The sequence below is a fragment of the Paraglaciecola aquimarina genome, from assembly GCF_032464635.1.
Lineage (GTDB): Bacteria > Pseudomonadota > Gammaproteobacteria > Enterobacterales > Alteromonadaceae > Paraglaciecola > Paraglaciecola aquimarina.
Genome location: NZ_JAWDIO010000002.1, coordinates 368,091 through 381,240 on the forward strand (window position 1 = coordinate 368,091; position 13,150 = coordinate 381,240).

Consider the following 13,150-nt stretch of genomic DNA (forward strand, 5'->3'; position numbering starts at 1 on the left):
CATGCATAGTACACAGCATCAACACTTATCTGCTGCGAGCACCGATGAGCCTAAACCTATTGTCTGGAGCATTGCTGCTTCAGACAGTGGTGGTGGCGCGGGTATTCAAGCTGACACGCTAACCATTCATGACTTAGGCGGACACCCATGTAACGTGGTAACCGCTATTACTGCGCAAAATTCAATTCACATTAGTCAATTAACGACCAGCGATGCAGCGGTATTGACTGCACAGTTAAATTGCCTAGCCGCAGATATGCCGCCCAAAGGAATAAAAATCGGCGTGTTAACGAGCGCTCAACAAGTACGATTACTCAGTCATTGGTTGCAGACGAACCTAGACGCTTTGGCTGCAAAGCTGGGGCAGTCTATTCCGGTCATTTGGGATCCAGTGATGTTAGCGAGCAACGGACACATGCTCACAGAGTCAACTGCAGCACCTTCCACTAGCGACTATTTGGCATTGGCTAAACAGGTCTCTCTGATTACCCCCAACTATTCAGAGTTTTGTCGTTTGACCGAAACCAATCACAGCGAAAACATGCACGATGACTGGCAACAACAGCTACAGAAATTTGTGCAGAAGACAGGTACTAATGTGTTGCTAACTGGCGGAGATCAAGCCAGTCAACAAGCGGTAGATTGGTTATACACAGAACAAATTGAACATACCTCAGCCAAACATCTACAACAGCTAATTGGCTTTAGCAGCCACCGAATTGCCACCCAGCATAATCATGGCACGGGCTGTACTTATTCGTCTGGTATCGCCAGTGCTATGGCGCTTGGCTACCCGCTGTTAGATGCCATTTGCATTGCCAAAGCGTACGTCAATCAAGGGCTAACTGCAGGTTATGCCGTTGGACAAGGACCCGGTGTTTTAAGTCGAAACGGTTGGCCGCAGCGGCTTAGTGATTTCCCTACTATTATACTACCCGCACAACAAAGCCTGCTTTTAAATGAAAAATTACGCTTTACCAAAGTGCAAACACCTCTACAAGTGTATCCAGTAACTCAATCCGTTGGCGTACTAGAACAAGTACTAGCGGCAGGCGCCTTAACCGTGCAGCTAAGAATTAAGGGTTCTATAGAGCCCGTAGAGTTAGAGCAAAATATCAAACAAGCCATTGATTTAGGCAGACAATACCAAGCTCAGGTGTTTATCAATGACCATTGGCAGTTGGCGATTAAGCATCACGCGTTTGGTGTACATTTAGGCCAGGAAGATATGTTAGAGGCAGATTTAAAACAAATAGCTGATGCAGGCTTAGCATTAGGTTTATCGTCCCACGGCTATTTCGAAATATTACTGGCTGCACAACGTAACCCTAGCTACTTAGCTATTGGTCATGTATTCCCAACTCCGACTAAAAGCATGCCCTCTCAACCTCAAGGTTTATCCAAGCTCAGTCGCTATGGACAATTACTACAAGGTAAGCTGCCCTTAGTCGCCATTGGTGGCATTAACGCTGAAAACATGGCGACAATTAAACAAAGCAAAATAGATGATATTGCTGTTGTCAGAGCCATTGAAGAGGCGGTAAATCCAGGACTAAGTTGGCAAAACCTGCAACATCATTGGCAGCAAAACCAATGACTCAGTTAACCAATAAACAATTGGAGCAATATTATCGCCAAGTGCTACTGCCCCAAGTAGAAGAAGCGGGCCAATTAACATTACTCAAACAGCGGATACTGATTGTTGGTATGGGCGGGTTAGGAACCCACTGCGCTCAGCAACTGTCTGCAGCGGGTATTGGCCATTTACATCTTATGGATGACGATGAAGTCGAGCTTTCAAACCTGCCCCGACAAATACTCTATAGCCCTGCTGATATTGGTCATAAAAAAGTAACGCAGGCTCAGCTCAAACTAACAAAATTAAGCGATAAAAAGAATGTAAGCACCCACTCTTTGTTATTTTCTCCAGCCAACATACAGCAACTATTGGCGAATAATATCGAGCTTAAGAAAGCATTTGATCAGCAACAGCTCACAATCTTAGATTGCTCAGACAATATGCCTACCCGACAAGCAGTCAATACTTGGTGCGTAACCAATCAAGTGCCGCTAGTGAGTGCTGCCGTATCCGGGTTTGATGGCCAACTCATGTTGATTGACACGCGCCGCTACCCTGAACAAGGATGTTACCACTGTATTTTTAAACAACAACACACCACCACTACATGCGCGGAAATGGGCGTGCTTGGCCCTACTGTGGGTGTGGTAGCGAGTATGCAGTCATTGATGACCTTACAACAGATTTTAGAGATAAATGAGCCCATCCCGGCGCTGCATATTTTTACAAGCAGACATTTAAGCTGGCGAAAGATCACTAGACAAAGGGACCCCCTTTGTTCAGTTTGCCAAAATGTGTCCACAACCGCCTGTGCAGACATCAAAACGCGAAACGATAACACTAAGAAAGGAAACCACTGATGTTGATGTTAGACATTTATATTAATCAACAGAAATTAGCCGTTAAGAACGGCAGCAATTTACAACATGCAGTAGAGCAATACCTGAGCGAGTACGAATCAATCGAGCTGGCAAATGTGGCGCTAGTAGTTAATCAAAATATTATTCCACGAAGCTATTGGCAAAGCCGATTGTGTCGAAATCAAGAACGTTTTGAAATATTTAGCGCCGTAGCAGGGGGATAATGTGTTAACCATAGCAAACCACACTTTTGGCTCCAGACTATTTTCTGGCACGGGTAAATTTAGCAGCACTCAAACAATGTTAGATGCCTTAATTGCATCAGGTTCAGAACTTGTGACTCTTGCCATAAAGCGTATTGATAAAGAACAAGGCACAGATAACCTAATGGCACCTTTAACAAAGTTGGGGATTAAATTACTGCCAAACACCTCGGGGGCACGTAATGCAGAAGAAGCCATTTTCGCCGCCCAATTAGCCCAGCAAATGTTTAACACTAATTGGCTAAAACTGGAAATACATCCCGACCCCAAATACTTAATGCCCGACCCCATAGAAACGTTAAAAGCCGCAGAGCAACTAGTCAAACTGGGCTTTGTTGTATTGCCTTATGTACATGCTGACCCAGTGTTATGCCACAGATTAGAAGAAGTAGGTTGTAGCGCTGTAATGCCCTTAGGTAGCCCAATTGGCAGCAATCAGGGTTTATTAACACGGGAGTTTATTGAGATAATTATCGAACAAGCCAATGTTCCCGTGATTGTCGACGCTGGCATTGGTCGTCCTTCCGATGCGACTGCGGCAATGGAAATGGGAGCTGACGCAGTACTCGTCAATACCGCTATAGCATCAAGTAAGCACCCAGTAACTATGGCACAGTGTTTTAAGCAAGCAGTACACTGCGGCCATCAGGCCCACCTTGCGGGACTTGGCCAAGTCAGTAATCAAGCTCACAATACTAGTCCGTTAACAGGCTTTCTTCAGGCGGATTGTTCAGCACAATCAAATATGGGCACTAACTAATGGCATTTGCTGACATATTTGCAGACCTAGACCAAGCCCATTTACGTATGGCGATGTACAGCAGCACATCGTTAGATGTAGAAGGAGCCTTACAGCAACCCGCCGGTAAGTTGTCAGCCTTAATGGCCTTGTTGTCTCCCGCAGCCGAGCCTTATATTGAACAAATGGCTCAGCAAGCTATGGCCTTAACTCAGCAGCGCTTTGGCCATAACATTGGTTTATTCATCCCCTTATATTTATCTAACCTCTGTGCCAATGAGTGCGACTACTGCGGCTTTACCATGAGCAATAAAATAAAACGTAAAGTGCTCAACGTTGAGGAGATTGCCACAGAAATTCAAATTATTAAGCAACGGCAATTCGACTCGGTATTGTTGGTTTCCGGTGAGCATGAAACTAAGGTAGGTATCCAGTACTTTAAACAGGTAGTGCCTCAGGTCAAACAACATTTCAGTCACCTAGCCATGGAAGTTCAACCTCTAGAAATAAGTGAGTACGCTCAGCTTAAGGGTTTAGGCTTAGACTCGGTGATGCTTTATCAAGAGACGTACCAAGCCCGCACCTACGCCCAACACCACACCCGCGGTAAAAAACGTGATTTTACCTACCGCCTGAATAGTCCTGACAGATTAGGCCAGGCCGGTATAGATAAAATAGGTTTAGGCGTGTTGTTGGGGCTCGATGATTGGCGACTGGACGCCTTGATGATGGGTCATCATTTACATTATTTAGAAAACACCTACTGGCGCAGCAAATACAGCGTATCTTTACCTAGGCTACGTCCTTGTGTCGGGGGCATTCAACCTAAAAGTCCAATGACTGATTTGGGCTTGGTACAAGTGATCTGTGCGTTCAGACTATTTAGTGAACAGCTGGAGATTAGCTTATCGACCAGAGAATCAGCACAATTACGAGACAACCTATTGCCACTAGGCATTACTCACATGAGTGCCGGCAGCTCAACACAACCAGGAGGATACGCCGCGGCTACAGCTGAGTTAGATCAATTTGAAATCAGTGACCAACGGTCGGTAGAGTTAATCGCTAATATGATCGCCAATAAAGGTTATCAAGCTATTTTTAAAGACTGGGAAAGTGGCTGGCGTTAATATTACGCCAGCTTAAAATGACATAAACTAGACACCACCTAGCAAGTTTTCAAATAACTGTTGGTGACGAATAATTTGTTTTTCTTTACGTAAACGACGAGTGATCACTATGGCGTCTAATTCGGCTAAGGCCGCAGCAAAATTGTCGTTCACCACAATATAATCGAACTCGTGATAATGAGAAATTTCGGATACCGCTTTTTCCATTCTTTGGGCAATTACCTCAGCAGAATCTTGGCCTCTCTTGGTTAATCGGCTTTGCAACTCTTGTTTAGAAGGAGGAGCAACAAACACTGTAGCGGTATCAGGGATTTGTGCCTTAACCTGACGCGCTCCTTGCCAATCAATATCTAAAAACACATCAATGCCTTGACGTAGGGTTTGCTCAATCACAATCTTAGATGTGCCGTAATAGTTACCAAATACTTCGGCCCATTCAAAAAATGCATCTTGTTTGATTAAAGCTTCAAACTCAGCTCTATCAACAAAATGATAGTGAATGCCGTCAACTTCACCCGGTCTTGGTGCTCGGGTGGTATGAGAGACCGAGACCTGCATCTCATTATTGTGAGCATTGTTTGATTGATGTTTTTCTAATAAGGCTTTAATTAAGCTAGATTTTCCAGCCCCTGAGGGTGCAGTAAGAATAAATAAGTTTCCGAGAGTATGTGACATAAGCGATTAATCATTAATTATTAGTGGCGCGAATAGCTAGCAATGTTAGCATATTGCTAGCAAAACGGCAGATTACAAACGAGTAAAATAATGAACGATAGCCAATACCACCAAATGACCGATGACTTATTACTAAGCATTGAAGAAATGTTAGACGAATGTGAAGTAGACATTGATTACGAATCTGCGGGCAGCATTTTAACAATGACCTTCGAAAACGGCACAAAAATCATCATCAATAAACAGCCTCCATTACATCAGTTATGGGTGGCGACTAAATTCAATGGCCATCATTTTAACTTCCAAGATGAGCTTTGGATAGATGAGCGCACCGGCGTAGAGTTTTGGTCTTTCTTAGATGAAGCCGCGACCAAGCAAGCGGGACAAAACGTATCTTTGCGCAAATAAAAAGTAAACGAGAGTATTTGAATGAGCCAACAAGATTTACCCTATGTAGAAGTAAACCCAACAACCCCCGCCAAAGCCGCAGTCATTTGGCTGCATGGTTTAGGGGATTCAGGCAATGGCTTTGCCCCCATAGTGCCTGAGCTACACATACCTGAAGCATTAGCTGTACGTTTTATTTTCCCCCATGCACCTATTCGTCCTGTCACTGTCAATAATGGTATGGAAATGCGCGCTTGGTATGACATCAAAAGTATGGACTTTAATAGCCGAGCTGATAGAGCGGGTGTCGATGAATCCTCAGCCTTAGTACAAGCCTTAATCGAACAAGAGATCGCCCAAGGTATTCCGGCCAATAGAATTGTTTTGGCTGGATTTTCTCAAGGCGGGGTGATTGCCTTGCATTTAGGTACTCGCATTGAACAAAAACTGGCAGGCATTATGTCGCTATCAAGCTATATGTGCGAGCCAGAAAGCTTGAGTGCTGAAGCCCATACCGCCAACAAGCACACTCCAATATTTGTAGCCCATGGCCAACAAGACGACGTCGTCCCTATGGCTATGGGGAATGCCGCATTCAACACTCTCCAAAGTAACGGCTACCCTGCATCTTGGAGTGAATATGCGATGCAACATAATGTCTGTATGCAGGAGATAAACGATATTTCCAACTGGTTACAAAAAGTATTGGCTTAAGCGTTAAGTAGAGGCTCTGGCACAAAACGAACCTTGAATTCAGTGCCAGGTATTACAAAATATTCTGGCCTTTTTCTGGGTCAGTTGCTTCTTTAGCTTGTTGACGAATATCCTCTACGTCACTGGCAAGGTCTTCTTGCTGTTCATTATTTTGCCAATCCACCGCAGCACGCCTTAGTCGAGGCTGGTCGTTAGGATTGGTATTGTTGGCGTTAGACGCATTTCGTTGTTTAGCTTCAAGGCCATCTGCTTGATGCACAGCAATGCCTTGAGGAAAAATAACCTCTCGCGCATCATCTGGCATGTTGATCCCTTGTTTTTCAAACTCACGCATAATGGCACGCATTAAATATGACCCTACCTTAAGTAAACTATGCTCATGCACATTCACCCAAAAATAGACTTTTAAATTCACAGTAGAAGACGCAAGCACATCGACTAACACTTGCGGCTCTGGCTCGGTTAACACAGCGTCTGTGGATTGTAGAATATTCAGCGCCAACTTTTGTGATTCGATAATACTCGAATCGTAACCAATGCCAATCACAAAACTACCTCGTGATTTCGGATTGGCCGTTAAATTACGAATAATGTTTTTATAAACAATAGCATTTGGAATTTGCACATGATCACCGTCAAAGTCGACTAAAGTCGTAGCACGAGCGGTCACCTGTTTGACGACACCTAGTCTCCCTTCAACTTCAATGATGTCATCTATCTTGAATGGCTTTTGAATACTCAGTAACAAACTAGAAATGAAATTTTCAGCGATATCTTTGAAAGCAAAACCAATGATCAAACCAATTACGCCAGTACCGGATAGTACCGCCACAGCGAACTCGCTTAAGCCAGCAAAACGTAAGAATAGATACAAACCAAATAGGATAAACAACACGCTGATTAAGCGCCTAGTCACGAGTCGAATGAGTTGGCTGCTGCTAACAAAAGTAATAGGCCTTACGAATAACTCTGAAAGAGGCCTAGCTAGCAATACTATCACTACAAGCAGCAAGAACCCTAAGCCAATAGTGGGTAGCTTTTGCAGGAACAACTGCCAGTTATTTTGTAGATCTTGCCAAATTAAGCTAGTTTCAGCACTGATAAACCCTTCGTCACTGCTTAAGACGCTTGGCGCTTCGGTATTTACATTAGCTAGTTCCAACGGCGAAGATACCGGCCAAGAGTGAGGTTGCGACAGGAGAAATGAGAAATCGGCGTGGGCAAAGGAACACGGCACGACAAAAAGCATCAATAAAACAAATAAACTGCGTAGTTGCATAATTAGTTCCTTCCCCATAATTAAGCTAATAGCTAGCCTGATCTTAAATAACGGTGTGTTCGCCTAATTCTTTACCGGTAACCTTAGCCCCTGTGGCCAGTTTTAACATGCCAGTAAAGCTAGGATCATTAGTCCAAATCTCACCGTCGATTAAATCAAAACGCATCAACAATAAACCGGGATCATCTTTGCCTTTGGCATACCAGGCTTCTATCCCTGTAGACCAAAATTGGTCCACTTTACTATCGTCTACTTCAGCCACCAATGTGCCCATCACACAAGCAAATAAGTCATGCCCTTTACTGACAAATTGCACCATTGCTTTGCCACCCGCTGCGATCCGGTTGTCTTTTTTAGTGAAAATCCAAAAACAGTTTTCTCTGTCTTTGTCTACATGGGCATGCATAGGTTCACTATGTGCACAGTGGTGCGACAGTCCTACCATCACAGATCCTTGGTCAGCTAAATCATCCCATAACTGTTTTTTAAGTTCGTTCGACACGTTCTACTCCCTAACTGGTTTGATTAATGAAAAATATCGAGCCCAACTTTGGTTCGATGAGTAAGCTAATGCATCTTACATTCCAATCAAACGTTAAATTAAAAATATTTTATTTCAATGGGTTACAGATAGATAACGGAATTTGCAGACTTCAGAAAAAAGACACTATGAAATAATTACACACTAGTGGAGTAATCTTGTTACGGAGAAATGGCTGACTGTGATAAAAATGTGAAGAAATTTAAATACTCAAGACTCGGTTTATATAGGCATTACATTCATTCACAAAATATGCTTACTTAAGGAAATAACGATGTCTCATTTTAAAAAATTAATGACCCTTTTAATAATTGGTTTTTTCAGCGAAACTGTTTTAGCCGCAGACGATGCCATCAATACTGGATTTTTTAACAATACTGCGATTGATGGTTACGATACCGTGGCCTATTTTACGCAATCTAAAGCCATAAAGGGCAATGAACAGTACATCCTGACTTGGCGTGGTGCCGACTGGCAGTTTTCAAGCCAACAAAACCTAGATTTGTTTAAAGCTGCTCCAGAAAAATATGCGCCACAGTACGGAGGTTGGTGTGCCTATGCCATGGCAGATGAGGGTAATACTGTTCGAATAGATGGCGAAGCTTGGGACATACATGAAGGAAAACTGTATTTAAATTACAGCAAAAGCGTGCAAGCTAAGTGGCATAAAAAGCAATTGGACTATATTCAGCAAGCTGATAAGTTCTATCCAATCGCAACCGATGTAAGCAACTACTAACCTGAGTTCTATGCATAATATACAGCGTTTCCAATTACAAGCCGCGTCGATAGAAGATGCGGCAGCTCTGTCAGAACTGGCCATTCGTTCAAAAGGTTATTGGGATTATACTGCTGAGTTTTTAAAAGATTGCCAGCAAGAGCTAACTTATACAGCTGCCCAAATTGCCGCGGATAATTGGTGTTTTGTTGTGGCCAAAGATAACACAACTGCTTCGCTAGCTGGGTTTTACGCCTTACACTTTACGCAGCAGCATCAAGTAGAGCTTAGCGCGCTATTTGTATCTCCTTGTTGTATTGGCGAAAAGCTCGGCAAGCAATTATTTGAACATGCCATAAGCAATAGTAAAAAGCACCATTGTAGTAAGATGCAGATCCAAAGCGACCCTTTTGCTGAAGGTTTTTATCTGTCTCAAGGAGCGATAAAAGTAGGTGAGGCAGAATCACAAAGTATTCCCGGCCGGTTCTTACCTTTGCTAAACATGCCGCTGTGATCCCCCTCTTTATTAGCAGCTACCAATTTAAAATAATTTTACCGGATTGACCCGATCCCATGACATTGAAACCTTTCTGGAATTCTTGGATCGGGAATTGATGGGTAATGATGGGCATTAAATCTAAACCGCTTTGGATCAAGCTAGCCATTTTATACCATGTCTCAAACATTTCACGGCCATAAATCCCTTTAATCGTCAGCCCTTTAAAAATAACTTGATTCCAATCAATCGCCACGTCATTTGGCGGGATACCAAGCATGGCAATTTTACCGCCATTGTTCATATTATCTAGCATACCTCGTAGTGCTGTCGGCACCCCAGACATTTCAAGCCCCACATCAAAACCTTCGGTCATGCCTAAGTCGGCCATCACATCTTTAAGGCCCGTGCTGGCCGCATTAACGGCACAAGTGGCCCCCATTTTTCGGGCTAGGTCGAGACGATATTCATTCACATCTGTAATCACTACATTGCGCGCACCTACATGCCTTGCCACGCCAGCGGCCATGATGCCGATTGGTCCTGCGCCTGTAATCAACACATCTTCGCCAACTAAGTCAAAAGACAAAGCAGTGTGAACTGCATTGCCAAATGGATCAAATATTGCCGCCAAGTCACTGCAAATATTGTCTGGTATCTTAAATGCGTTAAATGCGGGGATGGCTAAATACTCAGCAAAAGCACCTTGTCGATTTACCCCTACCCCCGTGGTATTACGACATAAGTGCCGGCGTCCGGCTCGGCAATTGCGGCAATGTCCACAGGTGATGTGCCCTTCACCTGAAACGCGATCGCCTACCGCAAACCCTCTCACCTCCTGCCCTAGTGCCACTACTTCGCCTACATATTCATGACCTATCACCATGGGGACAGGAATGGTTTTTTGTGACCAATCATCCCAGTTATAAATGTGCATATCGGTTCCACAAATGGCGGTTTTGTGAATTTTAATCAATAAGTCATTGTGCCCGACTTCTGGGATTTCGCACTCAGTAGCCCAAATACCAGGCTGGCTATACAGTTTCGCTAGCGCTTTCATGCTATGACACCTAACTCTTGGCCCACTTGAATAAATGCGTCAACCGCTTGGTCTACCTGCTCTAGGCTATGTGCGGCAGACATTTGCGTACGAATACGGGCTTGGTTTTTAGGTACCACCGGAAAAGAAAAACCTACTACATAGATGCCTTTTTGCAACATGCGTTCAGCCATTTCACTGGCCAGCTTGGCATCGCCTAACATCACTGGAATAATCCCATGATCTTTGCCCGACAAAGTAAAACCTGCTTCAGTCATACGAGCTCTAAAATGCTGGCTATTGCGGTTTAACTGTTTTCTTAAGGCATCACCTTCATGCATCATATCAAAGACCTGCAATGAAGCTGAAACAATAGGCGGCGCAACCGAATTTGAAAACAGATAGGGGCGAGAGCGTTGACGTAACCAGTTCACTATTTCTTTGCTACCGGATGTATAACCACCAGACGCCCCACCAAGTGCTTTACCTAGGGTACCGGTTAAAATATCAATTCGCCCCATCACACCACAATATTCATGACTGCCGCGACCACTTTCACCAACAAACCCCGTGGCATGGCAATCATCTACCATCACCAGAGCTTGATATTTGTCGGCTAAGTCACAAATCGACTTTAAATCGGCAATTACCCCATCCATAGAAAAAACACCATCTGTGGCGATCAGCTTAGTTCGAGCTCCGTCGGCGTCTGCCTGGATTAATTGCGCTTCTAGGGCTTGCATATTGTTATTGGCATAGCGATAGCGCTTGGCCTTGCACAAACGCACACCATCGATAATACTGGCATGATTTAAGCTGTCGGAAATTATCGCATCTTCAGCCGATAAGATGGTTTCAAATAACCCACCATTTGCATCAAAACACGATGGATATAAAATCGTATCTTCTGTTCCTAAGAATTCGCTAATTTTTCCTTCTAATTGCTTATGGATATCTTGAGTACCACAAATAAATCTCACCGAAGCCATGCCAAAACCATGAGAGTCTAAGCCTTGTTTCGCTGCAGCAATTAATGCCGGATGATTAGCTAAGCCTAAATAGTTATTTGCACAAAAATTAAGTACAGGTTGATTTTGATGAACCACAACCTCAGCTTGTTGACTTGAATGAAGTATTCGTTCAGTTTTAAACAACCCTTGTTCTTTTGTGTCAGCAAGCTGTTGATTTAGTCGCTCGAAGAATTCTCGTTTCATCATTGTTGCCTCAAAAATGGGGGGAGTAGTTAAGCAAACAGCAGAATAACCAAGATACCCCAGTCACAAAACTATTCATTAAAATTACAGCTAGGCTCTCTGTAAATATTAATTGCCAGTCACTACCATGCATCGCTCACCCAGGCTAACGTATTGTTAATTGCATCGAAGGCTGACGCCCTTGTCCTTTAATCACTATTTGACTAGGTGAAAAAGTTACGAAACTAAAAGCGGTGTCGGGCGTGTCTAACATGGCGTGAAAGGTGACAAAGTGAATGCCCTCGGTTGTTCCGTAATGACCATCATGGTTATGCCCGCTAAACCAAGCTTTCACAACTTTGTAGGGTTTAATCAACTCTAGCACTGCTGCGGCATTCCATAAATTATGCATGTTCACCGGAAAAATAGGGAAGTGACTGAGCAAAACAACTTTCTTGTTTTCTCTTGTAGCCTTGTCTAAGGCTTGCTTGAGCCAAACCAATTGCTCATCCCCCAACGCCCCATTCCAACGCTTTTGCTGTGAATATTTAGCGTGATACAAAGCCATATTTTCGGCATGCTTTGCAGTATTTTCTGGCCAACCATAAGTACTCACGTCATTGCCATCTAATGCAATAAAGCGCCAGTCAAAATGGTCAAAAGCATAATAACGAGCTGGGACACTTAATTTTCTAACAACTTGGGTCTTAAATTCATCAGCCACCGAGAAATCATGATTACCTAACACATGATACATTGGAGGCTCAAGCTTATCTGTGATGGCCAATAATCTATCGAAACTTTTGAAATCCTTATCGATAAAATCCCCCAAATGGATAACTGCGTCGGGCATTTTTGCATTTAAGACAGCAACCGCCTGCTGCAATTTATCAGGGCATAAGGTATATAACCTTTTGCCATTGTCAGGCTGTTCAGCATATTGACAGTCTGCTATTACAGCAAGAGTAAAATTAGACTTTGCTGAAGAATTGTCAGCCACATTTTGCGCTGTTGCACTCAGATGCGCCGCCGCTAGAACAACTAACGTGCCCCGACATATCAACCCTGAGCTAATCTTTAACAGATCACCAAATAAAGAATTCATATCCTTCTCACCTATCGACCAATGCACCATGCATTGCGTGACTTGAACAATGACTGCCTAGATATATTAAATAAAATACACAACAAAAGTGATGAACAATTCATGAATACTTGTCCATAAGTTCACTCATTAATCACCCCTTCCATGCGAAGAACACACTTGATAAGCAAAGCACATACTGGATGATGAACGCTGCGTATACCCTAGAAACCACACGCTTAACTAAGGAGCCCCTTTAAACAGCAGGAACGGCTGGCTTTATGGGTGTCTCAATGGGAGTGTTATGGGTGTCTCAATTGGAGTGCTATGGGTGTCTTAATTGGAATGGTGAATAGGCCTAAAAGCCCGTCATTCCTGCATGCTTTTAGCAGGAATCCAATTTCTATGAACTAAACGCAATTCGCCAAAGCAAGCAAAAACCGCAACTAAAAA

The 13,150-nt window shown here is 43.5% G+C and carries 15 protein-coding genes; 9 read left to right on the forward strand and 6 right to left on the reverse strand.

Annotated features, from left to right (window positions below; genetic code table 11):
* The first annotated feature begins 1 nt into the window (after position 1).
* Genes RS130_RS02415 through thiH form a run of 5 tightly spaced genes read left to right on the forward strand, consistent with a single transcriptional unit; the run spans position 2 to position 4,571 of the window.
* On the forward strand, positions 2–1,597 hold the full coding sequence (locus RS130_RS02415; RefSeq protein ID WP_316024631.1) for a bifunctional hydroxymethylpyrimidine kinase/phosphomethylpyrimidine kinase: 1,596 nt from the start codon (positions 2–4) through the stop codon (positions 1,595–1,597).
* Positions 1,594–2,439 carry a HesA/MoeB/ThiF family protein gene (locus RS130_RS02420; protein ID WP_316024632.1) on the forward strand — a complete coding sequence of 282 codons (846 nt, stop codon included), beginning with the start codon at positions 1,594–1,596 and terminating at the stop codon, positions 2,437–2,439. The genes RS130_RS02415 and RS130_RS02420 overlap by 4 nt, the downstream gene beginning before the upstream one ends.
* Positions 2,439–2,663 carry a sulfur carrier protein ThiS gene (thiS, locus tag RS130_RS02425; protein WP_316024633.1) on the forward strand — a complete coding sequence of 75 codons (225 nt, stop codon included), beginning with the start codon at positions 2,439–2,441 and terminating at the stop codon, positions 2,661–2,663. Before RS130_RS02420 ends, thiS begins: the two co-directional genes overlap by 1 nt.
* Position 2,664: 1 nt before the next feature.
* Positions 2,665–3,462, forward strand: coding sequence for a thiazole synthase (locus RS130_RS02430; protein WP_316024634.1), 798 nt, complete (start codon positions 2,665–2,667; stop codon positions 3,460–3,462).
* The gene (gene thiH / locus RS130_RS02435; protein ID WP_316024635.1) at positions 3,462–4,571 is read left to right on the forward strand and encodes a 2-iminoacetate synthase ThiH; all 1,110 of its coding nucleotides are present in this window, start codon (positions 3,462–3,464) and stop codon (positions 4,569–4,571) included. The genes RS130_RS02430 and thiH overlap by 1 nt, the downstream gene beginning before the upstream one ends.
* 27 nt (positions 4,572–4,598) lie before the next feature.
* Here thiH and gmk read toward each other — a convergent pair whose 3' ends face one another.
* A complete protein-coding gene (gmk, locus tag RS130_RS02440; RefSeq protein ID WP_316024636.1) occupies positions 4,599–5,246 on the reverse strand; it encodes a guanylate kinase in 648 nt (215 codons plus the stop codon).
* Positions 5,247–5,336: 90 nt separating this feature from the next.
* Here gmk and cyaY point away from each other — a divergent pair, with 90 nt between their 5' ends.
* A complete protein-coding gene (cyaY, locus tag RS130_RS02445) occupies positions 5,337–5,654 on the forward strand; it encodes an iron donor protein CyaY (RefSeq protein WP_316024637.1) in 318 nt (105 codons plus the stop codon).
* A 21-nt stretch (positions 5,655–5,675) separates the two neighbouring features.
* Positions 5,676–6,347: an alpha/beta hydrolase gene (locus tag RS130_RS02450; protein WP_316024638.1), complete on the forward strand. Its 672-nt coding sequence runs from the start codon at positions 5,676–5,678 to the stop codon at positions 6,345–6,347.
* A 52-nt stretch (positions 6,348–6,399) separates the two neighbouring features.
* Here the strand turns inward: RS130_RS02450 and RS130_RS02455 are convergent, their stop codons facing one another.
* Together RS130_RS02455 and RS130_RS02460 are read right to left on the reverse strand one after the other, a co-directional pair.
* On the reverse strand, positions 6,400–7,626 hold the full coding sequence (locus tag RS130_RS02455; RefSeq protein WP_316024639.1) for a mechanosensitive ion channel family protein: 1,227 nt from the start codon (positions 7,624–7,626) through the stop codon (positions 6,400–6,402).
* 43 nt (positions 7,627–7,669) lie between these two features.
* Positions 7,670–8,128 (reverse strand): pyridoxamine 5'-phosphate oxidase family protein, encoded by a 459-nt coding sequence (locus RS130_RS02460; protein WP_316024640.1) that lies wholly within the window; start codon positions 8,126–8,128, stop codon positions 7,670–7,672.
* A 313-nt stretch (positions 8,129–8,441) separates the two neighbouring features.
* Between RS130_RS02460 and RS130_RS02465 the strand changes: the two genes are divergently transcribed.
* The gene (locus tag RS130_RS02465) at positions 8,442–8,906 is read left to right on the forward strand and encodes a YHS domain-containing (seleno)protein (protein WP_428982721.1); all 465 of its coding nucleotides are present in this window, start codon (positions 8,442–8,444) and stop codon (positions 8,904–8,906) included.
* 10 nt (positions 8,907–8,916) lie between these two features.
* Positions 8,917–9,399 carry a GNAT family N-acetyltransferase gene (locus tag RS130_RS02470; protein WP_316024641.1) on the forward strand — a complete coding sequence of 161 codons (483 nt, stop codon included), beginning with the start codon at positions 8,917–8,919 and terminating at the stop codon, positions 9,397–9,399.
* 19 nt (positions 9,400–9,418) lie between these two features.
* Here RS130_RS02470 and tdh read toward each other — a convergent pair whose 3' ends face one another.
* The 3 genes from tdh to RS130_RS02485 all read right to left on the reverse strand — a co-directional run bounded on the left by tdh (position 9,419) and on the right by RS130_RS02485 (position 12,718).
* A complete protein-coding gene (gene tdh / locus RS130_RS02475) occupies positions 9,419–10,441 on the reverse strand; it encodes an L-threonine 3-dehydrogenase (RefSeq protein ID WP_316024642.1) in 1,023 nt (340 codons plus the stop codon).
* A complete protein-coding gene (locus tag RS130_RS02480) occupies positions 10,438–11,634 on the reverse strand; it encodes a glycine C-acetyltransferase (RefSeq protein ID WP_316027953.1) in 1,197 nt (398 codons plus the stop codon). Before RS130_RS02480 ends, tdh begins: the two co-directional genes overlap by 4 nt.
* Positions 11,635–11,779: 145 nt before the next feature.
* A complete protein-coding gene (locus tag RS130_RS02485; RefSeq protein ID WP_316024643.1) occupies positions 11,780–12,718 on the reverse strand; it encodes a metallophosphoesterase in 939 nt (312 codons plus the stop codon).
* Positions 12,719–13,150 lie beyond the last annotated feature (432 nt).